General features: G+C 71.8%; 24 protein-coding genes and 1 tRNA gene. 9 read left to right on the top strand and 16 right to left on the bottom strand.

Going from position 1 to position 23,530, the window contains the following annotated elements; all coding sequences use genetic code 11:
* Nucleotides 1–181: 181 nt before the first annotated feature.
* The 6 genes from CD790_RS32775 to ehuB all read right to left on the bottom strand — a co-directional run bounded on the left by CD790_RS32775 (nucleotide 182) and on the right by ehuB (nucleotide 4,456).
* A tRNA-Lys gene (locus CD790_RS32775) sits at nucleotides 182–255 on the bottom strand.
* A gap of 127 nt (nucleotides 256–382) precedes the next feature.
* Complete coding sequence (locus CD790_RS32770) at nucleotides 383–1,144, bottom strand: IclR family transcriptional regulator (RefSeq protein WP_144387030.1); 762 nt, start codon at nucleotides 1,142–1,144, stop codon at nucleotides 383–385.
* Nucleotides 1,145–1,385: 241 nt separating this feature from the next.
* Entirely contained in the window at nucleotides 1,386–2,141 is a 756-nt protein-coding gene (ehuA, locus tag CD790_RS32765) for an ectoine/hydroxyectoine ABC transporter ATP-binding protein EhuA (protein ID WP_260868073.1), read from the bottom strand.
* A 61-nt stretch (nucleotides 2,142–2,202) separates the two neighbouring features.
* Nucleotides 2,203–2,853: an ectoine/hydroxyectoine ABC transporter permease subunit EhuD gene (ehuD, locus tag CD790_RS32760; RefSeq protein WP_144387028.1), complete on the bottom strand. Its 651-nt coding sequence runs from the start codon at nucleotides 2,851–2,853 to the stop codon at nucleotides 2,203–2,205.
* Nucleotides 2,850–3,527 carry an ectoine/hydroxyectoine ABC transporter permease subunit EhuC gene (gene ehuC / locus CD790_RS32755; protein WP_144387027.1) on the bottom strand — a complete coding sequence of 226 codons (678 nt, stop codon included), beginning with the start codon at nucleotides 3,525–3,527 and terminating at the stop codon, nucleotides 2,850–2,852. The genes ehuD and ehuC overlap by 4 nt, the downstream gene beginning before the upstream one ends.
* On the bottom strand, nucleotides 3,524–4,456 hold the full coding sequence (ehuB, locus tag CD790_RS32750; protein WP_144387026.1) for an ectoine/hydroxyectoine ABC transporter substrate-binding protein EhuB: 933 nt from the start codon (nucleotides 4,454–4,456) through the stop codon (nucleotides 3,524–3,526). The genes ehuC and ehuB overlap by 4 nt, the downstream gene beginning before the upstream one ends.
* A 94-nt stretch (nucleotides 4,457–4,550) precedes the next feature.
* On the opposite strand from ehuB, the gene CD790_RS32745 reads away from it, so the two are divergent.
* Nucleotides 4,551–5,066: a DUF3830 family protein gene (locus tag CD790_RS32745; RefSeq protein ID WP_144387025.1), complete on the top strand. Its 516-nt coding sequence runs from the start codon at nucleotides 4,551–4,553 to the stop codon at nucleotides 5,064–5,066.
* A 71-nt stretch (nucleotides 5,067–5,137) separates the two neighbouring features.
* On the opposite strand, the gene CD790_RS32740 is transcribed toward CD790_RS32745, so the two are convergent.
* From CD790_RS32740 to CD790_RS32730, 3 genes are all read right to left on the bottom strand, one after another.
* Entirely contained in the window at nucleotides 5,138–6,028 is an 891-nt protein-coding gene (locus CD790_RS32740; RefSeq protein ID WP_144387024.1) for a hypothetical protein, read from the bottom strand.
* Between the two features lie 167 nt (nucleotides 6,029–6,195).
* Nucleotides 6,196–7,698, bottom strand: coding sequence for an amidase (locus CD790_RS32735; RefSeq protein ID WP_144387023.1), 1,503 nt, complete (start codon nucleotides 7,696–7,698; stop codon nucleotides 6,196–6,198).
* Nucleotides 7,699–7,758: 60 nt separating this feature from the next.
* On the bottom strand, nucleotides 7,759–8,721 hold the full coding sequence (locus CD790_RS32730; protein ID WP_144387022.1) for a D-2-hydroxyacid dehydrogenase: 963 nt from the start codon (nucleotides 8,719–8,721) through the stop codon (nucleotides 7,759–7,761).
* 307 nt (nucleotides 8,722–9,028) lie between these two features.
* Here CD790_RS32730 and CD790_RS32725 point away from each other — a divergent pair, with 307 nt between their 5' ends.
* Nucleotides 9,029–9,895, top strand: coding sequence for an aspartate/glutamate racemase family protein (locus CD790_RS32725; RefSeq protein ID WP_144387042.1), 867 nt, complete (start codon nucleotides 9,029–9,031; stop codon nucleotides 9,893–9,895).
* Nucleotides 9,896–9,948: 53 nt separating this feature from the next.
* Entirely contained in the window at nucleotides 9,949–10,692 is a 744-nt protein-coding gene (locus CD790_RS32720; protein ID WP_144387021.1) for a decarboxylase, read from the top strand.
* Nucleotides 10,693–10,820: 128 nt separating this feature from the next.
* On the opposite strand, the gene CD790_RS32715 is transcribed toward CD790_RS32720, so the two are convergent.
* The 3 genes from CD790_RS32715 to CD790_RS32705 all read right to left on the bottom strand — a co-directional run bounded on the left by CD790_RS32715 (nucleotide 10,821) and on the right by CD790_RS32705 (nucleotide 12,920).
* Complete coding sequence (locus tag CD790_RS32715; RefSeq protein ID WP_144387020.1) at nucleotides 10,821–11,051, bottom strand: hypothetical protein; 231 nt, start codon at nucleotides 11,049–11,051, stop codon at nucleotides 10,821–10,823.
* A gap of 64 nt (nucleotides 11,052–11,115) precedes the next feature.
* Nucleotides 11,116–12,078, bottom strand: coding sequence for a helix-turn-helix domain-containing protein (locus CD790_RS32710; protein ID WP_186319378.1), 963 nt, complete (start codon nucleotides 12,076–12,078; stop codon nucleotides 11,116–11,118).
* Between the two features lie 299 nt (nucleotides 12,079–12,377).
* Nucleotides 12,378–12,920: a flavoprotein gene (locus CD790_RS32705; protein ID WP_144387019.1), complete on the bottom strand. Its 543-nt coding sequence runs from the start codon at nucleotides 12,918–12,920 to the stop codon at nucleotides 12,378–12,380.
* Between the two features lie 281 nt (nucleotides 12,921–13,201).
* On the opposite strand from CD790_RS32705, the gene CD790_RS32700 reads away from it, so the two are divergent.
* The 4 genes from CD790_RS32700 to CD790_RS32685 all read left to right on the top strand — a co-directional run bounded on the left by CD790_RS32700 (nucleotide 13,202) and on the right by CD790_RS32685 (nucleotide 15,877).
* Complete coding sequence (locus CD790_RS32700) at nucleotides 13,202–13,942, top strand: DUF6879 family protein (protein ID WP_144387018.1); 741 nt, start codon at nucleotides 13,202–13,204, stop codon at nucleotides 13,940–13,942.
* Nucleotides 13,939–14,787 carry a helix-turn-helix transcriptional regulator gene (locus CD790_RS32695; RefSeq protein WP_144387017.1) on the top strand — a complete coding sequence of 283 codons (849 nt, stop codon included), beginning with the start codon at nucleotides 13,939–13,941 and terminating at the stop codon, nucleotides 14,785–14,787. Before CD790_RS32700 ends, CD790_RS32695 begins: the two co-directional genes overlap by 4 nt.
* An 86-nt stretch (nucleotides 14,788–14,873) precedes the next feature.
* On the top strand, nucleotides 14,874–15,467 hold the full coding sequence (locus CD790_RS36450; RefSeq protein ID WP_260868067.1) for a hypothetical protein: 594 nt from the start codon (nucleotides 14,874–14,876) through the stop codon (nucleotides 15,465–15,467).
* Complete coding sequence (locus CD790_RS32685; protein ID WP_144387016.1) at nucleotides 15,464–15,877, top strand: NUDIX domain-containing protein; 414 nt, start codon at nucleotides 15,464–15,466, stop codon at nucleotides 15,875–15,877. Before CD790_RS36450 ends, CD790_RS32685 begins: the two co-directional genes overlap by 4 nt.
* Nucleotides 15,878–15,929: 52 nt before the next feature.
* Here the strand turns inward: CD790_RS32685 and CD790_RS32680 are convergent, their stop codons facing one another.
* On the bottom strand, nucleotides 15,930–16,796 hold the full coding sequence (locus CD790_RS32680) for an alpha/beta hydrolase (protein WP_260868066.1): 867 nt from the start codon (nucleotides 16,794–16,796) through the stop codon (nucleotides 15,930–15,932).
* 183 nt (nucleotides 16,797–16,979) lie between these two features.
* On the opposite strand from CD790_RS32680, the gene CD790_RS32675 reads away from it, so the two are divergent.
* Nucleotides 16,980–18,089, top strand: a complete 1,110-nt coding sequence (locus tag CD790_RS32675) for an LLM class flavin-dependent oxidoreductase (protein WP_260868065.1) — start codon at nucleotides 16,980–16,982, stop codon at nucleotides 18,087–18,089.
* On the opposite strand, the gene CD790_RS32670 is transcribed toward CD790_RS32675, so the two are convergent.
* From CD790_RS32670 to CD790_RS36445, 3 genes are all read right to left on the bottom strand, one after another.
* Nucleotides 18,076–18,810, bottom strand: coding sequence for a hypothetical protein (locus CD790_RS32670; protein ID WP_144387014.1), 735 nt, complete (start codon nucleotides 18,808–18,810; stop codon nucleotides 18,076–18,078). The two genes, CD790_RS32675 and CD790_RS32670, sit on opposite strands and share 14 nt — an antisense overlap.
* A 166-nt stretch (nucleotides 18,811–18,976) precedes the next feature.
* On the bottom strand, nucleotides 18,977–19,513 hold the full coding sequence (locus CD790_RS32665; protein WP_144387013.1) for a hypothetical protein: 537 nt from the start codon (nucleotides 19,511–19,513) through the stop codon (nucleotides 18,977–18,979).
* A 112-nt stretch (nucleotides 19,514–19,625) separates the two neighbouring features.
* Nucleotides 19,626–21,836, bottom strand: a complete 2,211-nt coding sequence (locus CD790_RS36445; protein WP_313956568.1) for a bifunctional diguanylate cyclase/phosphodiesterase — start codon at nucleotides 21,834–21,836, stop codon at nucleotides 19,626–19,628.
* 451 nt (nucleotides 21,837–22,287) lie between these two features.
* Between CD790_RS36445 and CD790_RS32640 the strand changes: the two genes are divergently transcribed.
* On the top strand, nucleotides 22,288–23,466 hold the full coding sequence (locus CD790_RS32640; protein WP_313956567.1) for a M6 family metalloprotease domain-containing protein: 1,179 nt from the start codon (nucleotides 22,288–22,290) through the stop codon (nucleotides 23,464–23,466).
* Nucleotides 23,467–23,530 lie beyond the last annotated feature (64 nt).

The following is a 23,530-nucleotide window of genomic DNA, read 5'->3' as shown; positions in this document are numbered from 1 at the left end:
CGACGCCTCCTGTGGCGCACGTGGCACGTCGGGACATACGGCACGTCGGCACGTGCGGAACCTCGGCACATGCGGCACGGAAGGTGGGCATGGCGCGCGCATGCGGCGCAGGGGCCCGATTCATGCGGCACATGCAAAAGTGGGCGTTCCCGACATATCGGGAACGCCCACTTTCTTCAGGTGCGCCGCCAGGGACTCGAACCCCGGACCCGCTGATTAAGAGTCAGCTGCTCTAACCAACTGAGCTAGCGGCGCCTGCTGACAGAAGTAATACTACCTGGTCCTCGGGGGTCCTCCCGCCACCCTGGTCCCGACCCCGGGAAACGGGGCTCCCCGGGCGGTCCCGAGGCCGTGCTGCGGCGCCGTCGAGCCTGGGGGCCGCTCACAGGGTCAGCGAGAGCAGCACCGGGGCCGCCTCCCGGTTCAGGGTGTACGCCGCGTGCCGCAGTCGGTGCGCGTGCTCCACCGGCAGGGAGAGGGCCAGGCAGCCGACCGACTCGCCCGCGGTGATCGGCACGGCGGCGCAGACCGTGCCCACCGCGTACTCCTGGAGGTCGAGCACGGGGACGGTGGCGGGCTGGCTGTCCAGCTTGTTGAAGAGGACCTTCTCGTTGGTGGTGGTGCGCGAGGTCAGCCGCACGGTCTTGTGGCGGGAGAGGTGATCGCGGCGGCCGTTGTGGTCGAGCTGGGTGAGCAGACACTTGCCCACGGCCATGGCGTGGCCGGCCGAGCGGAAGTCGAACCACTCGTTGACCTTCGGTGTCCGCGGCCCGTCCGCGTACTGCATGATCTTGATCTCGCCGTCGATATAGCGGCTGACGTAGATCGCCGCGCCGATGGAGTCGCGCAGGGCGTCCAGCGTCCGCTGGAGCTTGTTCTCGATGGCGGCCTGGCGGTCGGGGCCGCTGGCGCCGAGCAGGATGAGGGATTCGCCGACGACGTAGGCGCCGTCGGTCACCTGCTCCACATAGCCCTCCCGGCTCAGCATCCGGAGCAGATGGGCCAGGTGCCCCACCGGCAGACCGGTTTCGCGGGCGATCTGGACGTCGGTCACACCGCCGCCGTGCCTGGAGACCGTCTCCAGGACGCGCAGCGCGTACTGCACCGAGTGGAACGGCGCGGTCGGCTCTGGCTTGAGCGCCACGGTTTCCCCCTACGAGGTTGTTACCGCATGCCACAGCGTCGTTGCTGCAGGTCACGACCCTGGGGCAGCCTGCACCCCAGCGCTGGGAGCCTTCCCTGCGGAACGGCTGCCTACCACGGTAGCGGTCAACCCGGGCATGCGGAGCGGGTGTTGAACATATTGGGGGGCGCGTTCCATCGCCTTCACCAGGAACGCGCTCCCGTGGCATATGCCGGCGTCATCCACCGATCGGCATGTCGGTTCAGAGCACCGCGCTCAGGAACTCCCGCGTACGCTCGTGTTCCGGCTCGCTGAAGATCCTTTCCGGGGGTCCGGACTCGATCACGCGGCCGGCGTCGAACATCAAGATCTCGTCCGAGATGTCCCGCGCGAAGTTCATCTCGTGCGTGACGCACACCATCGTGATGTCCGTCGTGTGGGCGATGTCCCGCAGCACGTCGAGCACGCCGGCCACCAGTTCCGGGTCCAGCGCCGAGGTCACCTCGTCCAGCAGCAGCACCCGAGGGCGCATCGCCAGGGCCCGCGCGATCGCCACCCGCTGCTGCTGCCCGCCGGACAGCTGGGTCGGGTAGGCGTCGCACTTCTCCCCGAGCCCCACCAGGTCCAGCAGCTCGCGCGCCCGCTCCTCGGCATCCCCCCGGTCCAGCCCCAGGACGTGCATCGGGGCCTCGGTGATGTTGCGCAGCACCCGCATATGGGGGAAGAGGTTGAACTGCTGGAAGACCATGCCGATCTTCTTCCGTACCTCGCGGGTGTGCTTCTCGCCGGCCGGCACCAGCGAGCCGCCGCGCCGCTCATGGGTGAGGAGGGCGCCGTCGACGCTGATGGTGCCGGCGTCCGGTCGCAGCAGCGTCATCAACAGCCGCAGGATCGTGGTCTTGCCCGAGCCCGAGGGTCCGATCAGCGTCACATGGCGGCCGGGCGCCACCGAGAAGCACAGGTCGTCCAGGACCGTGGTGTCGCCGAAGCGCTTGGTCACCCGGTCGAAGCGGATCAGCTCGTCGGGGGCCGCCGTCGCCGCTGCCGCCGCGCCGGTGGGGAGGGTGGTCTTCTTCGGTTCAGTGGCCAAGACGGCGCTCCAGGGCTCGCAGCAGAAGGGATGCCGGGTAGGCGATGAGGACGAAGGCGATGCCGGTCATGGTGTACGGCTCGATGTACTGGAAGGACGAGGCGCCCTCGGAGCGCGCCTGCTGCAACATGTCGACCACGCCGATCAGCGCGAGCATCGGGGAGTCCTTCAGCATCGCGATCACGTAGTTGCCCAGCGCCGGCACCACGCGGCGCACCGCCTGGGGCAGGATCACCACGCCCCAGGTGCGGGCGGGGGAGAGGCTCAGCGCGGTGGCGGCCTCCCACTGCCCGGCCGGCACCGCGTCGATCCCGGCCCGGTACACCTCCGAGGTGTACGTGGAGTAGTGCAGCCCCAGCGCCAGCACCCCGGTGGTCAGCGCGGAGAAGGTGACGCCCCAGGTCGGCAGCACGTAGTAGAAGAAGAACAACTGCACCAGCAGCGGGGTGTTGCGGATGAACTCCGTGACGCCCAGCACCGGCCAGCGCACCGGCCGACGCGGTGAGCGCAGCGCCACCGCCCACACCAGGCCCAGGGCGAAGGAGAGCATCGAGCCGAGGGCGGTGGCCTCCAGCGTGACCAGCAGTCCGTCCAGCAGTTCGGGGAGGAAGTCGCGGGCGACGCCCCAGTCCCAGTTCATCGGGCACCCCCGGACGGCTCGGGCGACCGGCCCAGACCCGCCTTGGCCCGCCGTTCCCACAGCCGCATCAGCCGGGTGAGCACGAAGGCCAGGGCGAAGTAGAGGGCGAGCACGGTCGCGTAGATCTGGAGGCTCTCGCCGGTCGCCAGCCGGGACAGCTGGGCGGCGAAGGCGATGTCGGCCACGCTCACCGCCGAGACCAGCGCCGTGGCCTTGAGCAGCTCGATCAGCAGATTGGTGAAGGGCGGGATCATCTCCGGGACGGCCTGCGGCAGGATCACCCTGCGCATTCGCTGCGCCGGGGTGAAGCTCAGCGCGATCGCCGCCTCCCGCTGCGCCGGGGTCACCGCGGCGATGGCGCCGCGCACGATCTCCGCGCCGTAGGCGCCGTAGGTCAGCCCGAGCGCCAGGACCGCCGCCCACATGGGCATCAGCTGCATCTCGAAGCTCAACGGCATCACGAAGAACAGCCAGAACATCAACACCAGCGCGGAGGTGCCCCGGAAGACCTCGACGTAAGCGCCGGCGAGGAAGCGCACGATCCACAGCCGGGAGGTGCGCGCGATGCCGAGGGCGAAGGCGACGACCGCCGCGAAGGCCGCGCCGTACAGCGTCAGCTGGACGGTGATCCAGATACCCGGCAGCAGCCAGTGCTGCCACAGTCCCACGGTCATGACGCGCACAGCTCCTCGGCGGTCAGATCGGTCATCTCCGCCTCGGTGAATCCGAAGGGCCGCACCACGCGCAGCAGTTCTCCGCTCTTCTTCATCGCGCGCAACTCGCTGTTGAAGGCGTCGCGCAGCCGGGTCTCCGCCGGGCGGAACGCGAAGCCCCCCGCGCCGACGTCGGGCTTGCCGTCGACCGTCGCCTGGAACGGCTCGGTCGCCTCCGCCTTGCCGCTGTGGGTCTGGCGGACCACGTTGTGCACGGTCACCGTGGTGCCGGCGAAGACGTCCACCCGGCCCTGCTCCACCGCCAGCAGTCCGGCCAACTGGTCGGGCAGCACGGTGATCTCGCTCTCCTTGACCCCGGCGGCGACCGCGTAGCCGATCTGCGCGTACGCCGTGCCGCTGGCCAGCTTGGCGCCGGTCCTGACGATGTCGCGGTAGTCGTGGAGGTTCTTCGGGTTGCCCTTGGCGACGATGAAGGCGTCGCGCATCCGGTAGTCGGGGTCGGAGAAGATCACCTGCTGGCAGCGCTCGGGGGTGATGTACATCCCGGCCGAGACCACGTCGAACTGCTGGGCACGCAGTCCGGGGATGAGCGAGGCGAACTCGGTCGGCACCGGCTGGACCCTTTCCACGCCCAGCCGCTGGAAGACGACCTTGGCGATCTCCGGGGCCTCGCCGGTGAACTCGCCGTCCCGGTCGATGTATCCGAACGGGATCTCACCCGCTATGCCCAGCCGCACGGCCCCCTGGTGCCGCAGCCGCTCCAGCAGGTTTCCGCCGTCCTTCGCGTCGGCGCCGGCGACCCGGCCGCAGCCGGCCGCGCCCCACGCCCCGAGTGCCGCCCCGCCCAGCAGGAGGGAACGGCGGTGGATGCCCGCCCGGATGCCGTGTGCCGTGTCGCGTCCTCTGTCTCTGCCACGTGATCGAGCCATGGGCGCGCGGCTACCCGACTTCACCGGAAACATGTCAGCCGGCTCGGGCACGATGGGTTGTCCGGAATATCCGCAACGACCGGGAGGAGAGCCGATGAGCGGCCACCCGAGTCCGCAGCGTTTCGTCGAGATCTCGCTGGACAAGCGCGGAGTGAGCTGCACCGCCGTGCTGTTGGACGACCGCGCGCCCCTCACCTGTGAAGCCGTGTGGAACGCGCTCCCGTTGGGCGGCGACGTCTACCACGCGAAGTACGCGCGCAACGAGATCTACACGCTGCTGCCGTCCTTCGCGTCGCAGGAGCCGCCGCTGGAGAACCCGACGGTCACCCCGATCCCCGGCGACCTGTGCTACTTCACCTTCACCGACACCCTGTTGGGCACCGCCTCACACGGCTACCAGACGGAGGCGGCGCACCGGGGCGAGAGCCGGGTGGTGGATCTCGCGCTCTTCTACGAGCGCAACAACCTGCTGCTCAACGGGGACACGGGCTGGGTGCCGGGCATCGTCTGGGGTGCGATCGTGGACGGGCTGGACCGGATGGCGGACGCCTGCCAGGACCTGTGGCGGGCCGGGGCGCGCGGCGAGACGCTGGGGTTCCGTCGGGTGTAGTCCGTCGGGCGCGGCGGGGTGGCGCCGCACCCGACGGGGTGCGCGGCCCGGCGGGGACGGCCGGGACGGCGTCAGACGATCCGGACGCCCAGCGCGTAGGCGGTGATCGAGGCGGGGTCGGAGCGTAGGTGGTCCTTGGCCGCGGCGCTGAAGCTGGGGGTCCGGGAGGTCGCCGGCTCCAGCCGCCACAGCAGATTGCCGTCGCCGCGCCAGTGCACGTCACCGCCGCCACCGGTCAGCGCGTAGCCCGGGGCCACCGCGGCGACGGCGGCCGGGTGGGCGGTCTGACCGGAGTCGGCGCGGGTGATGGCGGCGTCGACGCGGCCGACCGGCAGGTGGCGGCGGAGCGCGATGGCGTAGGCGCGGATGTTGGCGGGGTCGGAGACCAGGTGGTCCTTGGACCGCGCCTTCCAGGAGAACTCGGTGGCGGGGAAGGAGGCGGTGCCGAGGTTGCCCTGGCCGTGCCAGTCCACCCGGAACCCGCCGCCGACCAGGACGTAGTCGGTGGACGACGGGATCCCCGCCTCCGCCTCCGGGTGCGGGGCGGCGCCGCTGTCGGCGCGGGAGACGTAGACCGACCGCAGCAGCTGCGCGCGGCTGAGTCCGGCGATCTTCAGACCGATGACATACGAGGTGAGCTCGTGGGCGTGCGCCCGCAGATGGTCCTTGGAGCTCACGACCCAGCCCGACAGGTCGTCGTTGGGGTACGAGGCCGTCAACAGCGCCCCGGGGTCGGCGTCGGTGGCGGTGGCCCCGCCGCCGATGGCGATCATCTCCCCGTCGCCGACGAGCGTGGTCTTGTCGATCCAGTGCGGCTGGGGAGGGTTGCCGCGATGCGAGAACACGGACACCGTTACGCGGCCGGAGGCGTCCTGAAAGGTGTTCAGGCGCGTGCCGACGTGGTCGGCGCGGCGCGCCGCGGAGGGGATCGAACTCCGCGCGGCGGCGGTCCCGCCGCTCACGGCTCCGACGGCAGCGGCCCCCGCGACGGCTGTCGCCGTACGTAACACTGCTCTCCTGCTCTTCATCGACCTGCCTCTCTGGTCACTGGTGCAACCTGTGGCGCTTGTCGGACGTGACCCTACCTTCGTCATGTGCATGGTGAAATGCTCATAAAGGGGGGTTGACGTCAGGGGCGTGCCACCCCCGCTGCGTACAGCGCGTGCGCCGTGCGCAGTACCAGGGCGTCGGCGTGGCGCGCCGCCACCAGCTGCACCCCGATCGGCAGGCCGTCGGCGTCCACCCCGCAGGGGACGGTCGCGGCGGGCTGCTGGGTGAGGTTGAAGGGGTAGGTGAAGGGCGTCCAGCCCGTCCAGCGGGTGTGCTCGGAACCGGGCGGCACCTCGACGCCGGCCGCGAACGCGGTGATCGGCAGAGTGGGGGTGACCAGCAGGTCGTACGCCGAGTGGAAGCGGCCCAGCGCCTGGCCCAACGCGGCCCGTACGTCCATCGCCGCCAGGTACTCCAGCGCGCTGTACCCGGCGCCCTCGGCGCAGATCTCGCGCAGCCCGGGGTCCAGCAGCTCCCGCTCCTCGGGCGTCAGAGGTCGCACCAGTCGCGCCGCGCCGCTGAACCACAGCACATGGAACGCCTCCACCGGGTCCGTGACACCCGGATCGATCTCCTCCACCCCCGCGCCGAGCTCGGCCAGCAGCTCCACGGCGCGCCGCACCGCCGCCGCCACCTCGGGGGCCACCGGGGCCGCCCCGCCCAGCGCCGGGCTGTAGGCGACGCGCAGCCCGGACACCGCGCCGGTGCCCGGCGCGAGGGCGGCCCGGAAGCCCGCCTCGCCCGGCCCGAGCGGCGCCGACTGCGACCAGTCGCGCCAGTCCGGGCCGCTGATCACCTCCATCATCAGCGCCGCGTCCGCCGCGTCCCGGGTGATCGGTCCCACGTGCGCGAGCGTCCCGAAGGGGCTGGCGGGGTAGAGCGGCACCCGCCCGTAGGTGGGTTTGAAACCGAAGACGCCGCAGAAGGAGGCGGGAATGCGGATCGACCCGCCGCCGTCGGTGCCCAGGCTCAGCGGGCCCGCGCCCAGCGCGACGGCGGCCGCGCTGCCCCCGCTGGAGCCGCCGGCGGTGCGCCGCGGATCGTGCGGATTTCCGGTCACCCCGGTCAGCGGGGAGTCGGTGACGCCCTTCCAGCCGAACTCCGGGGTGGTGGTCTTGCCGACGAAGACCGCGCCGTGCTCGCGCAGCCGCGCCACCGAGGGCGCGTCCTCGTCCCAGCGCCGCCCCTCGACGCGCACCGTCCGCGAGCCGCGCAGCGTAGGGGCGCCGCGCATCGGCAGCAGGTCCTTCACCGAGACCGGCACCCCGTCCACCAGCCCCGCGGGCTCGCCCCGTCGCCACCGTTCGGCGGAGGCCGCCGCCTGCCGCAGCGCCTCCTCGGCGTCCACCCGGCAGAAGGCGTTGACGCCGGCCGGGATCCGCTCGACGCGCTCCAACACCGCGCGGACCGCCTCGACCGGGGAGAGGGAGCCGGCGGCGTAGAGCTCCACCAGCCGGACCGCGCTGAGGTCGGCGGGATCGGCGGCGTCCTCGACGTCGGCGGCGGCGCCGCCTTCCGCGTCCTCCGCGACCTGGTCGGCGTCGGCGGCGGGGTGGTCGTGCGTGTCGTTCGCGTCGGTCACGGGCCCTCCACGACTGGTGGTCGGCGAATCACTCCACGGGCGGAATCACTCCACGGGCGGTCACTCCACAGGCACATACCCCAGGCGCTTGTCGACGACGTTGAAGAGCGGCCGGCCCGTCGCCCAGCGGTCGTAGTTGTCCTGGAACTGCCGGGCCAGCTCGTCCCGCCAGCCGACCGTGTCGCCGCTCATGTGCGGGGAGACCAACAGCCCCGGCACGTCCCACAGCGGGTCGTCCACGGTCAGCGGCTCCTGGACGAACACATCCAGTGCCGCCCCCGCGATGCGCCGCTCCACCAGCGCCGCCACCAGCTCGTCCTGGTCCACCAGCGGTCCGCGACCGACGTTGACGAAGCGGGCGGTGGGCCGCATCCGGGCGAACGCGGCCCGGTCGAACATGCCACGGGTCTCCTCGGTCAGCGGGGCCGCGCACACCACCCAGTCGGCGGCCGGCAGCAGCTCGCCCAGCTCCGCGGCGCCCCGCACCCCCTGGTCGGGGCGCGCCCGGCGCCCCACCAGCGTGACCGCCACACCCAGCGCGCCGAGGGTGGCGGAGACCGCCCGCCCGATGGGCCCGGCGCCGACCACCACCGCCCGCGTCCCGGCCACCCGCTCCGTCTCCCGGTGCCGCCAGCGCCGCCGGCGCTGCGCCTCCCAGCTGCCGGGGAAGTCCTTGGCCAGGGCCAGCACCAGCCCCGCCACGTACTCGGCGATCGGCTGTTCGAAGACCCCGCGGGCGTTGGTCAGCAGGGTCGGGGACATGACCAGCTCGGGGCAGAGCACCCGGTCCACGCCCGCGCTCGCGGTGTGCACCCAGCCCGGCCGCCGCCCGCCGCCGGGCCAGGCGGCGCGCGCCGCGTCGGACCCGAAGTCCCAGACGAGCAGCACATCGGCGGTCGGCAGCAGCTCCGGCAGCGTCCGCTCGTCGCAGACCCGCACCCGGGCCCGGTCGACCAGCCGGGGAAGCGCGACGGGGGGCTCCTCGCCGAGGACGAGGACGGTGGGCAGGCGGTGCTCGGTCATGGCGCGGACCCGGGGTCGGGGACGGGGTTCCGGCCGGACCCGCGGGTGGTCCGGGGCGTCCGAGGAGCGTCCCGTACCGATCGCGGAACTGCCGGAGATGTGAGGATTGACCACGCTAGGCACCCGTCACTACGGTCGTCAACACGGCTTGTGCCGCCGGGCCTTCCGCCCCTGGTGCCAGGGTCCGACATGTCCCGGAGGCCGATGTGTTCCGGGGTTCGCGCGCCCCGAGGTGCGCGCGCCCCGGGGGTCGACGTGTCCGGGGGCCGACGTGCCCTGGGGGTCTCACATGTCCTGGGGGTTCGACATGGACGTCTCCTTCCTGGGCGGTCCGCGTCCACAGCGCGGCGTGGGCGTCGTCGCGCCCTTCGACTTCGCCCTCGACCGCGAGCTGTGGCGCTGGGTCCCCGACGAGGTGTCGCTGCACCTGACCCGCACGCCGTTCGTCCCCGTCGAGGTGAGCCTGGACCTGGCCCGGATCGTCAGCGAGCACGAGACGCTGCACGAGGCGGTGCGGGCGCTGTGCGCGGTCTCCCCGGAGGTCGTCGCCTACGCCTGCGCCTCGGGCAGCTTCGTCGGCGGCGTCGCCGGGGAACGGGCCATGTGCGAGGCGATGCGACAGGCCGGCGAGGTGCCCGCGCTCACCACCTCCGGCGCCCTGCTGGAGGCCCTGCGCGAGCTCGGCGCGGCCCGGATCGCGCTGGTCACCCCGTACACCCGGTCGGTCACGGACGCGCTGGAGGAGTATCTGGCGGAGGCCGGCGTGACCGTCGGCGGGCGCTCCTACCTCGGGCTGACCAGCCACATCTGGAAGGTGCCGTACCGGGACGTGGTCGACATGGCCCGAGAGGCGGCGGTCCGCTCGGCCGACGCGCTCTTCATCAGCTGCACCAACCTCCCCACCTACGACGTGATCCCGCAGTTGGAGGCGGAGCTGCGGATGCCGGTGCTGTCGGCCAACCAGGTGACGATGTGGGCCGCGCTGCGCGCCATCGGCGCGTACGCCGTCGGTCCGTACCAGGCGCTGCTGGACTTCGGTGCGCGCGGCGGCCCGGCGGCGCTCTCGGCCGACCGGGGGTCCGCGGCGCTGCCGGGGGAGCCGGATCCGGCGGCGGCGCTGCCGGGGGAGCCGGGCGAGGCGGTGCCGCCACCGCCGCCCGAGACCGAGACATGACATCTCGCGCCCGCCACCGGGCGTCGGGTGCGACAAGAGAGGCGAGTCAGGGCATGACACCAGGAGGCGCCCGGAACCACACCTGGCCGCCGGCGGTCGGCTTCCTCTACCCGGGCCACTCCGCGGAGGACGACTACCCGCGGCTGGAGGCGCTGCTGGGCTGCGCCGCCCGGCTCCCGGTCGTCCACACCGACATCGGCGAGGACGCGCACCGGGTGGACGCGCTCCTGGAGATGGGCTCGGCGGAGCGGCTGGCCGCGGGGGTGGCGGGGCTCAAGCGGCGGGGCGCGCGGGCGGTGGTCTGGGCCTGCACCAGCGGCAGCTTCGTCTTCGGCTGGGACGGGGCGCACGCCCAGGTCCGCGCGCTGGCGGAGGCATCGCGCCTGCCCGCCTCCAGCACCTCCTTCGCCTTCGTACACGCGGTCCGCGCGCTCCGCGTGGCGCGGGTGGCGGTCGCCGCGACGTATCCGGAGGACGTGGCCGCGCACTTCACGTCGTTCCTGGAGGCGGCGGGGGCGGAGGTGGTCGCGATGCGGGGCAGCGGCGTCGTCACGGCGGCCGAGGTCGCCACCTGGGGGCGCGAGGACGTCCTGGCGCTGGCCCGCGCGGGCGACCATCCCGACGCGGAGGCGGTGCTCATCCCCGACACGGCGCTGCACACCGCGGCCTGGCTCCCCGAGCTGGAGGCCGCGGTCGGCAAGCCCGTACTGACCGCCAACCAGGTCACGGTCTGGGAGGGCCTGCGCCTGCTGGGCCGCTCGGTGACCGGCCCGGCCCTGGGCGCGCTGTCCGCGTAGCGCGCGGGCCGGCCGGCGCGGGCCGGAACGGGGAGCTCGACGGCCCGGAACGGGGAGCTCGACAGGCCGGAACAGGGAGCTGGGGGCCCACGAAGGGGTCCGTCGGCCCCCTGCCCCCTCCCGGCCCGTCAGTACTCGCGGATGTACCAGCCCTTCTTCAACTCCCCGTCCGGGGTGGCCTTGTAGTACAGGCACTTGTAGTCCGGGCCGCGGTAGTGGCCCTTCCGGTAGACGTCGCACTTCGCCTTGGTCTTGAAGGGGCCGGCGACGAGCTTGACGGAACCGGCGGCCTCCGCGGCCGGTACGGCCGCGACGGTGACGGCCACCGCGACCGCGGCGGCGCTCAGGAGCTTCTTCACGTGACGATCCCCGTTTCGTGCGGGACGCGGTACCGCATCCCATGATCGATTACGGCGGATCATGCTACTGAGCGGTCGACGGGTGGGGAAGGTCGAAGAGAGGTGAACACGGGCCCGCGCGGTCGGGTGCTCGACAGTCCCGACACAGCCCGGGCGCCGGTGCGCGAAAGGCCCGTTCGCACCCGTCGCAGGTCTGGAACGGGTCGGGGCGCGCCGCGCGTTGCTCAAATAGCTCGGGAACGACCGGTGGCAGCCACTCGGCCAGCCGGTGCGCGAGCAGCCGCGCGGGCCGACGGATGGCGCCTGCCGGCAGCGTCCCGGTGAGCGTGCGCGTCACCTGATCGCCGCCGACCCCGCGCTCCAACCACCGACACACGGCGGGCACCAACTCCCGTACGTCCCGCCCCGACAGCACCAGCCGGGGCTCCAGAAGGCGCAGCCCGGCCAACAGCCGCGCGGCATCGTGAGCCAACGGCCCGGAGGGGACGGGGGCGACGGGCACGACGGCGGTGGCCCGCACGACCGCCTTGCCGAGATCCACGCGGCGCGGCGCCTCCGTCGTTCGCCCCCGGCGGACCGCCGCCGCCCCGGCGACCGCCCGTGGGGCGGCGCCCCGCTGGTCGGCCACCGGCCCCGCCGCCCCGGGCCGCTCGAAGAAGGTCGTACGGGTCACCACCCGCCCGCCCCCCACCCGTTCCCGCCGCCGCTCCAGATACCCGGCGGCCTCCAACTCCCGTAACGCCCGCGCCAAGGTCATCTCCCCCTCGCGGAACCTGCCGGTCAGCTCCTTGATCCCGACGCGGGCGCCGTCGGGCAGCGACTGGATGTACACACCGACACCGATCGCGACGGCGGAGAGCCGGGGATGCTGCGCGAGGTGGTTGCCGACGACGGTGAAGTGGCTGTCGTGGCGATGCCGGACGTGGACCACTCCGGCGGTCGGGAAGGCGGCCGAATCGGGGGCCGGAAGGGAGTCCGAACGGGCGGCGCGCGCGGCGGGGCCCGCGCTAGGATGCGATGAAGTCATCGGGAAGCTGCTTCTTCCTGTTGATCAGGCCCTCGGCAATGGGGATGGCCGTCCCCGCCGGGGGCCGAAGTCTTTTCTGGGGTCATTCATGCGCTTGTTGGCGCGACCGTACTCCGCAGTCGATCGCACCTGCCACCCCATCACTCGATGGAGTGACAAGGGGGTGGGGTGGGGACGGGTTTGGTTCTCTTCCAGGTTCTTTGAGGAGATGTCGCGGACCGCCGGGACGCGGTCGACCGGGACGCGGGATTCCGCGATGCGGTGATCGTCGGTACGGGGGAGGAGACCCGCTGGCCCCTTCACGTAGCCAGCGATTCCCGCGCGGCCGCGAGCGCGAGATGCCACGGATACGCCTCAGGCCGTCCTTGCCCCGGCTTGTTCGGCACGAACCCGCCCGGCCCATAGAGGACTCGCACGCGGGCACCGCGGAGCGTCGCGAGGCTCTGTTCGAACTGGGGATGCTGGGCGTACGCCTCGTTGACGCACGGCATGGCGACCAGGGGGATGGCCTTCCCGATGGCCTCCGCGACGACTCCCACCACCCAGGTGCCCGTGATTCCCAGGGCCCACTGATTGATCGTGTTCATCGTGGCCGGCGCCACCACCACGACAGACGCCGGCGGCCACACATCGGGCTGGCCGGGTTGCCGGTAGGAGCTTCGCACCGGCCGCCCGGTGAGTTCAGCCAGCTCCGGCAGCCGGCCCCCCAGCCACGCTTCGGCGGTCGGCGTCAACCCGAGGCACACCTCCCACCCGTCCGCTTGGGCTCCTCGGATCGCGTGGTCGATGTAGTGCACGGGAGGCGCGGCACAGCCGAAGAGATACATCACCGGGGCATCCATGCGCCGCAGTTCACCACACGTGCCACACCATTCAGATCCGGGCGGGTGATGGCGAGCGCGAGTACCGTTCCAAGGGCTGTGTGGAACGAAGGCCAGGATGCACCCGATCCGAGAGGTCACCGGGACGCAGGCCCCCCGGCGAGAAGTTCGAGCCCAGCCTGTTCTTGATTGCGCGCAATCGGAGCTCGGCCGCGGTTACGAGCAATCCGCCGCAATCCGGAACCCGGCGGCGTCGACCGAGCGGCATCCTTGATCTCCAACCAACTGGCCTGGAGGGATGCATGGCGCTCAGGTTCCTCGGTACCACCAGCGAAGACGGCGACTGCCCGACCCTGTACGAGGTCGATGGCACGGACGACATCCTCGTCCAGGGCGAGAGGGAGACCGACCCAGAGCATCTCGCACGGTTGCGTGACGTCAAGCCGTCCGAGACCTTCGTGCGAGTCCCACGCAGTCTGCTGGCCCGATACGCGCCCAGGAGCGAGGCTCCTGAGCTTCAGCCTTTCTCCTCGATCTCCCACCTCTTCCGTGAGTTCCGGCACACCGCGTGGCGGCTGGAGACCCGCCGCGGCTACGCCTCGGATCGCAACGGCCCCAAGTGGCAGCGGTTCCTCGACGGTGACGACATCGCGCACGATCCGGACAACGCCTGGCGCGAGAACGTGCGATTCCAGAGCGCGCAGGGCAAGCGTTTCGAGCGGGTACGTCTGGTGGACGACCCGCTGACTGAGGGGCAGAGGTTTCTCCTCGCCAGTGCCCCCGGCAACATCGGCGCCGGTGAGGACATCCGCAATCTGCCTCGTGCCGAGGCCGAGCGAATCCGGTTGCCGGACTGTGACTTCTGGCTCTTCGACTCGAAGATCCTGGCCCGCTTCGCGTTCGACGACCAGGACACCACACTGGGTGTGTACGTCACCGAAGACCCGGCGGAGGTCCTCGCGGCTTGCCAGGCCCGTGACGCCGCCTGGCATCACGCCGTGCCTACGGAGGAGTTCGCCGAGCGGGTACGTTCCACCATGTGACGACGGACTTCCAGATCGCCAGAGAGGCTCTCGGTGCGCGGCTGCGCGAACTGCGCGCCGAGGCCGGTCTGGAGGGCAAGGACATAGCTGCCGACGTCGGATGGCAGCCCTCGAAGGTCTCCCGACTTCAGAACGGCAAACAGACCCCGACTCGCGAGGATCTCACCGCATGGGCTCGCGCGATCGGTCGCCCAGACGTCGAGGACGAGTTGCACGGTTTGCTCGCCGCCCTGGACATGAAGCAGCGGCACCGGTCCTGGCGGCGCCAGTTGGCCGGTGGGCATCGCGGGCGTCAGGAGATCGCCGTACGCCAGACCGCGGCCACGCAGATGATTCGCGGCCTGGAGGTCTCGCGGATCCCCGGGCTGTTCCAGACTCCGGAGTACGCACGCGTCATCTTCGACGCCAACGCGGAGTTCCGCGGTATTCCGCCGACCACGGAGGCTGCTGTCGAGGCCCGGATGCGCCGGCAGGAGGCACTGTACGACCCGGAGAAGACATTCCGGTTCCTCGTCTGTGAGGCCGCCCTGTACCACCGCGCCTGTCCGGTGGACGTGATGGCTGAGCAGCTCGACAGGTTGTACAACCTCGTTGGTCAGCGCCGCATCGAGCTTGGCATCGTGCCCTTCGGGGCGCAGCTTCGCCGTACGGCCCCGCACGCTTTCTGGATCTACGACCGGCGGTTGGTGATCGTCGAGACGATCAGCGAGGAGCTCTGGCTGACCGGCGACGAGGACATCCAGCTTTACGAGCGGGCCTGGGACTGGCTGGCCGAGTCCGCTGAGCATGGACCGCCAGCGCGCCGTTTGATCGGTCGTGCGCGGGCATCGTTGGACGTCGCGTAGACGATCCCCGCAACCGGCGACGCCACTCGCGCAATCGCGTGCAATCGATGCCCGCTTGCGCAATCGCCTTCCCTACGGTCGTGGTCATGTGCCACATCGGTATCAAGGAGGGCGCGTCGATGCCCCAGACCAACCCGCCGTGGACCCCGCCCAGAAACCCGGAGATCGAGCCGTACCCCGCAGGGGAGTGGTGGGACGCCGTCAAGGTGCCCACCCTGGTCGGCGAACTGGTCCTGGCGCGGCTCGGCGAGAACAGCGGCGCGGTCATCGACGACCCGTTCACGGCCGTCTGGTACTGGCTCGTGCGGCCGAGAGCCGCCGCGGACTGGACGCTCCAGCGGGTGCTGAGCAAGGGTGCGTTCGTCGCCGTGCCGCCTCGGGAGCGTACGTACGGCCCCGGACCGCACTGGCGCGTGCCCCCGGGCCCTGACCGCTGTCTCACCGACGCCGACCGGCTGCACGCCGCGCTGCTGACCGCCATGGGAACGGTGAAGTACTGCCTGCGCTGCGAGCGGCTGACCGCCGAGCCCGTCGCCGTCGCCGACGTCCACGGCGGCAGCGGGGCGGGCCGCACCCTCTACGCCTGCGAGCAGTGCGCTCCGCTCTTCCCCGCACACCGTGACCCGTTCACCGAACTCGCCGCCGCACACCGCGCCCGGCAGGAGGGCCGGTCCCGATGAGCGAGGAGACCGCCCGCGGAGCCGTCGCGATCATCACCAACCGTCGCGGCGAACTCCTCCTCCACCTCCGCGACGACCTTCCTGTCATCGCCTGGCCCGCCCACTGGAGCCTCCTGGGTGGCGGCTGCGACCCCGGCGAGGACCCTGCCACCGCGATCGTCCGCGAACTCGACGAAGAAGCCGGCCTCACGGCCGACTCCCTGACCGAGCTCTTCGAGACCCCCGACCAGTACGGCTCCGGGCAGATCATCACCTTCTTCTCCGCCTCCTGGGACGGCGACGAGACCGCCCTCCCGCTCTCCGAGGGCGTCAAGCTCCAGTTCTTCGCCCCAGAGCACCTCCACAGCCTCACGATCCCGCCGTTCATCCGGGACGGGATCCACCGCTATCTGGCCGCCCGGTCCTCCTAGCCCGAAGGGACGACCCGGAGCGCGGTGCCGACCTCGCCGAGCCGGGCGTTCGTCAACAACGGTGAGTGCCTGAGTCGGACGGCAGATGAGGCTCGCCACTCGTGAACCAGTCCGCGACGGCGTGCACCACGACGGTCTGCCACCGCCGGGTCTGCGGCTCCTCGTAGGCCGGATCGTCGGGCATGGCGATCCCGTGCTGCGCGCCGTCGATCTCCAGGAGGTGCCGCGTGGGGGAGCCCAGTCGTTCGAGGTGGTAACGCGAGCTTTCGACCGGGATGAAGGTGTCCTTCGTGCCGTGCACGATCAGTGTGGGCTGCCGGACCCTGCCCAGGTAGTCGTCAGGCGCCACGTGGAAGACCTCATTGAGCAGCGGTCGGCCCAGTTTGAATGTCGGCGAGTGCGGCAGAAAGCCGTCGGTGAGCAGGGCGTGCGCCGCTTCGTGTTGGAGGCGATCGCCGGACCAGTAGGGCTTCTCCGTCACGAACCGCCGCTTGTAGTCGAGAAGCGGATTCAGCAGCACCAAGCGGCGTACGACCTCCGGGTAGGCGCCGGCTGCCATGGCGGAGACGCCGCCGGAGAAGCTGGCGCCGACGAGGTGCACCTGCCCGGGTTTCCCGGTCCGGGTGACGATCTCGTCGGCCGCCGCTCGGATGTCGTTCGTGACGGCCGCGAGGGTCAGGTCCTCCTGCTGCCCCTCGCTCTCCCCGTGCCCGCGGAGGTCGAAACGGAGCACACCCATGGACGCCAGTTCGGCGATGCCCCGGGCCAGTCGTCGGAAGAAGCCGCCTTCCTCTCTCGTGACCCCTCCGCCATGGACGAGGACGACGCCACCGGCAGGGCGCTCCACCAGCGTCATGGTGCCGCGCAAGCGCAGGCCGTCCAGGCTCCGGAACTCGACGTGCTCCTCTACCGCTGCCACTCTGCCGCCTCTCCCGCCACCTGACGATGACGGACACACGATCCCTTCCCGGATCCGCGCGGCGCATTCGGGCGCGGTCACTCCGCGCACGGGAATAACCGGAGATTCGCTCCGGTTGCGCTGACGGCAGATACCGTACGCCGCGCGGGCGGCGACGCCGAGCGTAGAGAGGGGCGGGCCATCGTGGCCGAGCAGCAGCAGGACGGGGCGATTCGAGGGCGGGCCCGTGGGACCGCGCCGGTGCCGCTGTCGGTGCTCGATCTGGCGACCGTCGGGAGTGGGCTGACCGCCGCGCAGGCGCTCAGGACGACGGTGAGCCTGGCGCGGCTGGCGGAGCGGCGGGGATTCCACCGGTTCTGGGTCGCGGAGCACCACTCGATGCCGGGGGTGGCCAGCTCCTCGCCGGCGGTGATCCTCGCCCACCTGGCCGCGCATACCGAGCGGATCCGGCTCGGCTCCGGCGGGGTGATGCTGCCCAACCACGCGCCGCTGGTGATCGCCGAGCAGTTCGGCACGCTGGAGGCGCTGGCGCCGGGCCGGGTGGACCTGGGGCTGGGGCGGGCGCCGGGGACCGACGGCGCCACCGCGGCGGCGCTGCGCCGGGCCGACCGGCTCAGCGAGGGTGCCGACGAGTTTCCACAGCAGCTCTCGGAGTTGGTGCGGTTCCTGGACGACGACTTCCCCGACGGGCACCGCTACGCCCGTGTGCACGCCGTCCCCGGGCCCGTGCAGGGCACCGTCCCCGGCGGCGTGCAGTCCGCCGACCGGCCGTCGGTGTGGCTGCTGGGCTCCAGCGGGTTCAGCGCCCGGCTCGCCGGGATGCTGGGGCTGCCGTTCTCCTTCGCGCACCACTTCTCCTCGGCCAACACCATCCCCGCGCTCGACCTGTACCGGGAGAGCTTCCGGCCCTCCGCCGTGCTGGACCGGCCGTACGCGTCCATCGGCGTCTCCGCCTTCGCCGCCGAGGAGGAGCGGGAGGCCCGGCGGCAGGTGATGACGGGCGCGCTGTCCATGCTGCGGCTGCGTACCGGGCGGCCCGGCCTGGTGCCCACCCCCGAGGAGGCGGAGGCGTACGTCTTCAGCGACATCGAACGGGACTTCGTGGACGGCTGGCTGGCGAACGTCGAGTTCGGGACCCCGGACGCGGTCCGCGAGCAGCTCAACGACCTGATCAAGCGGACCGGCGTCGACGAAATCAAGATCACGGCGGTGGGGCACGGCCGGGAAGCCCGGCTGCGCTCGTACGAACTGATCGCTGACGCCTACGAACTGCCGGTGGTCACGGGTGCTTGAGGTAGCCCACGTGGAACCGCACCGTTCCGGCGTACCCCGAGCCCTCGGGGAGGAACCGCCCTTGCAGCAGCGTCCAGCGGCCCTCGCTGGTGTGGACGCACAGGCTCTGGTCGGGCTTCATCATGTTCATGTACAAGGAGCCCTGCTGGAGTTGAGCCCGCGTCGAGCACTTCGGCACGTTCGCGTCGTCGATGATCCCCAGCTTGGCCCCTGACGACGGCGCGAGCCAGCCCGTGGAGTAGTAGAGGTCGTGACCCGGGCCCGGCACGTTCGAGATCGCTTCACCGTCGACGTCCAGGTAGTGCGCGTTCGGCACGTCGATGTCGTAGACCCCGGTCATGTGCTCGTCGAGGGCGAGGAACGGATCCGTGGAGTCCGGCGAGGGCGGGTCGACCACGGTGGGCGGGTCGGAGGGGCCCTCGCTCGCGTCCGGGCTCTCGCTCTCACTCTCGCTCGGGGGCGGGGAGGAGGGGGTGGGCGATGCCGAGGTCGGCTCGGCGCTGCCGGCGGAGGGGCTCGGAGACGTCGGGGGCGGGGGCGGGGGCGACTCCGTCGACGGGGCGGTCGAGGAGGGTGGCGGGTGCGTCGCCGAGTCGTCGTCATCCGAGCCGATCATGTCGGGCACCAGGATGGCGGCCACGCCCATGACCACCGTCGCCAGGACGCCCGCCCATGCCTGAAAGGTCCGTGAGCGCAGCAGGCCGTAGCCGTCGTCCCCCATGTTCGGCGCCCCCCGGCCGTCGTGAAAGTGAACCCTGGAATCTCGCTGGAATGGTTCCCCATCGTGGCAGCCCGCCCCCGGCGGTCGTTCGAAGTTGCACTACCGTTACGGAGTGGCTCACGTGAGCGCCCCCGGCCCGTAACCGGACCGGCGAGACACCGGGTAATCAGGGAGTCCGGGGCGCCGCGAGTCGCCATTGGCCGGAGTGGCCGGGCGGGAGCGCCAGGTCACTCCGGACGGCCGCGTAGTACCTCTCGCGCGCCGTGCGCTGGCGCTGGAGCAAGGCCGACCAGGTGTCCGGGCTATGGGTCCGGTCTCGTAGGAACCCTTCCATCTCGATCACCGCGACGACCCATTCGCGGGCCCTCTCCACCACGTCCGGGCTGCCGAGCATCAACAACGCCTCTCCGGCCGGGTCCCGGGCCTCAGCGGCCTCGGCCATGTGGGGCTCCGCCTCCTCGGGAGACAAGGGGTGCGGATGAGGGTCGTTGCCGAGATGGGCCGCGACCCGGTACGTCAGGGTCACGCTCTTCTTCAGCGACCTGGCGTAGTCGGCGTAGGCCGTCAGCCGCCGCTCCTCCCAACGGGCAGCCTGCTCGCGACGGAAGCGTGCTTGATCGCCACGCGTAATCGCCAAGTACGATCCGAGCGCGCCGATCACCACGCCTATCAGGGCGGGGAGCTGTTGTATGAACGCGGACATAGCCACACGGTATAGGGCGGTGTCAGAGCCGATATGACCCTGTTTCGGGTCGCCCCCCGCACACACGGCAGGGTGCCTGGAGGCGGACCGAGCCCTGAAAAGAAGGGCGCGCTCAAGCCCCGCCGACCGCCGCCGCGTACCCCGCGCATCCGCCTATCATCGCCGCGATCAGCTCCGGCGAGACCGGTCGCGAGTAGAACCACCCCTGTCCGGTGTCACAGCCGATGCGCGCCAGCCGCTCCGCCTGCTCGGCGCTCTCCACGCACTCCACGGTGACGGTCTGACCCAGCCGGTGGGCCAGGTCCACCAGGGCCTTGACGATCGTCTCGTCGGCCGGGTTCGGCTGGGCCCCGGCACGGAATCCCTGGACGAAGCTGCCGTCCAACTTCAGTGTGTTGACGGGGAGACGGCTGAGGTAGGCGAGGTTGGAGTAGCCGGTCCCGAAGTCGTCGATGGCGATCGCCACGCCCATGTCGCTCAGCTGCTGAAGCGCCTCCAGCGGGCGTCCGGCCGAGCCCATCACGGCCGACTCCGTCAGCTCCAACTGGAGGAGATGGGGCGGGAGCCCGGTGCGGCCGAGAATCGTGGCGACATCCGCCACCAGATCCGAGTCCCAGACCTGTCGCACCGCCACGTTCACGCTTATCACCAGCGGGTTGTGCGGGTGTGTGAGCTGCCAACTGCGGCCCTGGCGGCAGGCGGTCTCCAGGATCCAGCGGCCGAGGGGAACGATCGCGCCGTTCTCCTCCGCCAGTGCGATGAACCGATTCGGCGAAAGCCGGCCGAACCGCGGGTGCTGCCAGCGCACCAGCGCCTCAACCCCCCGCAGCACCCCGTCCACCAGCCCCACCAGCGGCTGGTACTCCAGCACGAACTCCTCGCGCTCCACCGCCCCGCGCAGCGCGCTGGACAGCGCCTGGCGGGTCATACGGTGGGCGTTGCGCTCCGGGTCGAAGAGGGTCCAGCGGGCCTTGCCGTCGGCCTTGGCCCAGTACAGCGTGGTGTCGGCCGCCTGCATCAGCCAGGTGGCGTGGGTCTCGGCGGCCGCCCGCTCCACGACGCCGATGCTGGCCGAGACCGACAGCCGGTGCCCGTCGAGGTCGAACGGCTGCTGGAGCGCGGCGAGGACGCACCGCGCCAGGTCGCACAGTTGCTCGGTGCCCTGCGAGTCCTCCACCAGCAGCGCGAACTCGTCCCCGCCCAGCCGCGCGACCAGATGGCCGCCGGGCCGCGCGCAGTCGGTCAGCCGTTGCGCCACCGCGCTGAGCAGCCGGTCGCCGACCCGGTGGCCGAGGGTGTCGTTGATCGCCTTGAAGCCGTCCAGGTCCAGGTAGCACAGGCCCACGCGGCCGGTGAGCCGGCCGGCGTCGGCGCGGTGGTCCGTGCCGGCGGACGGGGGGCCGGTGGCGGCGCCCGCGCCCGCGTCCCCGGGCTGGGCCCCGCCGCCCGGGGGCGCTCCGCCAGACGCCATCCCGCCTGGCGTTCCGTTGCCAGGGGGGCCAGGGCTGCCAGGCGGGGCAGGTGCAGGCGGTCCAGGGCTGCCAGGGGGACCAGAGCTGCCAGGGAGGCCAGGGGGACCACAGCTGCCAGGAACGCCAGCGGGTCCAGGGCTGCCGGGGGGGCCGACCCCGGGGCGCCGGCCGCTCGGCAGCCCGGCAGCGCCCGGAGGCGCGTCGCTCGGATGTCCACCGCCCGGATTCCGGCCGTCGGGAGGTCCGCCTCCCGGAGTCCGGCCGTCCGGGTGCGCGCCCGCCGCGGCCTCCTCCAGGGCCACCGCCAGCCGCTCGAAGAAGAGCGCCCGGTTGGGCAGTCGGGTCACCGGGTCGTGCAGCCGCACATGGTTCAGTCGCGCCTGGAGGTCCCGCCGGTCGCTGATGTCGACGAGCGAGAGCAGCACGCTGCGGCCGTCCGGCGTCGACTCCACCGTGACCTCGGCCCACAGCGCCTGTCCGTCGGTGCGTTTCAGTCGTCGGGTGCGGCAGAGCCGGTCCCGACAGCCGCGCAGCACCTCGCGGAACTCGGCCCAGGTGAGCGGGTCCTCCCGCAGGTCGGCCAGGTCGGCGGCGTCGCGCGCCGCCAACCGCGCCGGGTCGGCGCCCAACAGCGCGCCGAAGGCCGGGTTGGCCTCCAGCACCGTCCCGTCCGGGTGGACGACGGCCATCGCGAGGCGGGCGGCGTGGAAGGCCGCCCGGTAGTCGCCGGGGGTCGGGCCGGCGGCGGCGCTCGGACCGGGGTCGGCAGCGCTGGTCCGAACATGACGTTGTGTGATCGTCTGAGGCGTGGTGCGGGGCGCGGGGCCCTGGCCTTCAGGGGATCCGCTCACCGGTCGCTCCCGCGTGGTGTCCGTCTCGTACAGGTCGTCTGCATATCTCACACCGGGCGTCGGGCGGACCGTGGACCGTCGCCCGAATAGGGAATCCCCGCTGAAAAAGTCGCGATCATAGAAGCTATTACTCCGGCCGTTCCAGGAGCGCAACCAAGGCCCAAAGCGTCTTCATCATCTCTATGGCCGTTTCTGCTCGATTCTGCCCGGACTCGCTGGCATCAATGACCGACTGTGACCGTCAGTTACGTACCCGGATGCCGACCCTTTCACTCGACTGGGTCAGCGGAACAGGGCGCATCGCCGCATTCCGCCCGAGGGTGGTTGGGGTGCCCCGATGGGTTCCGATGCTGTCCGGGAGGTCTTTGTGGCCCGTCCGCGCGTATCCGAAGGGGTGGGCCGACCGTCGCGGCTGCGCCGCGCCGGGGCCATGTGCACCTCACTCTCCGCGATGATCGCCACGACAGTGGTGGGCGTTCCCGCGGTGGCCGCCGGAGCGGGCGGCCCGTGCGCCCTCCCGCGCAGCACGGCGCACCACTCCGAGGGCCTGGACAGCTGGCATGCGGGCTATCCCCGCCCCACCCGCACGCTCGACGCGCTGATGCTCTTCCTCCGCTTCCCGGACGCCGTGCCGTACACCACCCCCCGGCAACTGGTGGACGACCACTTCCCAGCCACCACGGAGTTCTTCCGGCGCGCCTCCTACGGGCGCTTCTCCCTCCGGGTCCACCCGGTCACCCGGTGGCTGGAGATGCCCAGGGACTCCACCTCGTACGCGATACGGCGCGACTGGGCGCCGGACCGCCGCACCGCCTATCTGCGCGACGCCATCGCCACCGCCGACCGGAGCGTGGACTTCGGGCGCTACGACCTGGTCTACCTCGTCGCCGACCCGGACGCCCCGGGCATAGACGCCGATGCCACCAAGGTCGTCAACTTCGACCGCCCGCTCCGCGCGGACGGCGCCGCGCTGCGCCGGCTCGTCACGATCTTCGAGCACCACCCACCCGACCGGAACGTGCTCGCCCATGAGACCGGACACGTCTTCGACCTGCCCGACCTCTACCACCGGCCGACCGGCGGCGGTGGCGACTGGGACACCCGGGTCGGCGACTGGGACCTGATGGGCAGCCAGTTCGGGCTGGCCCCGGAGCCCTTCGGCTGGCACAAGTGGAAGCTGGGCTGGCTCGACGCCTCCCAGGTGCGCTGCGTCCGCGAGCCGGGCGCGACCACGCACGCCCTGCTGCCCGTCAGCGCCCCCGACCCGCACGACATCCCCGCGCCCGAGGGCCGCCCCCGGCTGGTCGTCGTCCGCACCGGCACCGCCCGGGTCCTGGTCATCGAGGCCCGCGCCCGCTACGGCAACGACGCCGAGCTGTGCACGGAGGGCGTCCTCGTCTACCGCGTGCGCAGCGATGTCGCCTCCGGCGACGGCCCGGTCGAGGTCCTCGACGGCCACCCCCACAGCGAGGCGTGCCCAGACGAGTCGGTCTACCCCAGGCTCGCGGACGCCCCCCTGGGCGTCGGCGAACGCCTCGACATCCGCCAGGACGGCGTCCGCGTGGAGGTCCGCGGACGCACGGCCCACGATGCCTGGCTCATCCGCGTCACGCACACGGAGCGCCCGTAACGCGGCGCCGGACCGCCTGTCGGACCGCGCGTCGGACACCCACCGGCCAAGTGCCGGGGCCCGT

The sequence above is a fragment of the Streptomyces sp. SAJ15 genome, from assembly GCF_007595705.1.
GTDB lineage: Bacteria > Actinomycetota > Actinomycetes > Streptomycetales > Streptomycetaceae > Streptomyces.
This window is presented reverse-complemented; position numbering and strand designations above follow the sequence as displayed.

Excerpts from the sequence above, each read along its gene's own strand:
- ehuD (WP_144387028.1), bottom strand. The coding sequence starts at position 2,853 with ATGAACTGGGACTGGGGCGTCGCCCGCGACTTCCTCCCCGAACTGCTG.
- ehuC (WP_144387027.1), bottom strand. The coding sequence starts at position 3,527 with ATGACCGTGGGACTGTGGCAGCACTGGCTGCTGCCGGGTATCTGGATC.
- ehuB (WP_144387026.1), bottom strand. The coding sequence starts at position 4,456 with ATGGCTCGATCACGTGGCAGAGACAGAGGACGCGACACGGCACACGGC.
- CD790_RS32745 (WP_144387025.1), top strand. The coding sequence starts at position 4,551 with ATGAGCGGCCACCCGAGTCCGCAGCGTTTCGTCGAGATCTCGCTGGAC.
- CD790_RS32730 (WP_144387022.1), bottom strand. The coding sequence starts at position 8,721 with ATGACCGAGCACCGCCTGCCCACCGTCCTCGTCCTCGGCGAGGAGCCC.
- CD790_RS32725 (WP_144387042.1), top strand. The coding sequence starts at position 9,029 with ATGGACGTCTCCTTCCTGGGCGGTCCGCGTCCACAGCGCGGCGTGGGC.
- CD790_RS32720 (WP_144387021.1), top strand. The coding sequence starts at position 9,949 with ATGACACCAGGAGGCGCCCGGAACCACACCTGGCCGCCGGCGGTCGGC.
- CD790_RS32710 (WP_186319378.1), bottom strand. The coding sequence starts at position 12,078 with ATGACTTCATCGCATCCTAGCGCGGGCCCCGCCGCGCGCGCCGCCCGT.
- CD790_RS32705 (WP_144387019.1), bottom strand. The coding sequence starts at position 12,920 with ATGGATGCCCCGGTGATGTATCTCTTCGGCTGTGCCGCGCCTCCCGTG.
- CD790_RS32700 (WP_144387018.1), top strand. The coding sequence starts at position 13,202 with ATGGCGCTCAGGTTCCTCGGTACCACCAGCGAAGACGGCGACTGCCCG.
- CD790_RS36450 (WP_260868067.1), top strand. The coding sequence starts at position 14,874 with ATGTGCCACATCGGTATCAAGGAGGGCGCGTCGATGCCCCAGACCAAC.
- CD790_RS32685 (WP_144387016.1), top strand. The coding sequence starts at position 15,464 with ATGAGCGAGGAGACCGCCCGCGGAGCCGTCGCGATCATCACCAACCGT.
- CD790_RS32670 (WP_144387014.1), bottom strand. The coding sequence starts at position 18,810 with ATGGGGGACGACGGCTACGGCCTGCTGCGCTCACGGACCTTTCAGGCA.
- CD790_RS32665 (WP_144387013.1), bottom strand. The coding sequence starts at position 19,513 with ATGTCCGCGTTCATACAACAGCTCCCCGCCCTGATAGGCGTGGTGATC.
- CD790_RS32640 (WP_313956567.1), top strand. The coding sequence starts at position 22,288 with ATGATCGCCACGACAGTGGTGGGCGTTCCCGCGGTGGCCGCCGGAGCG.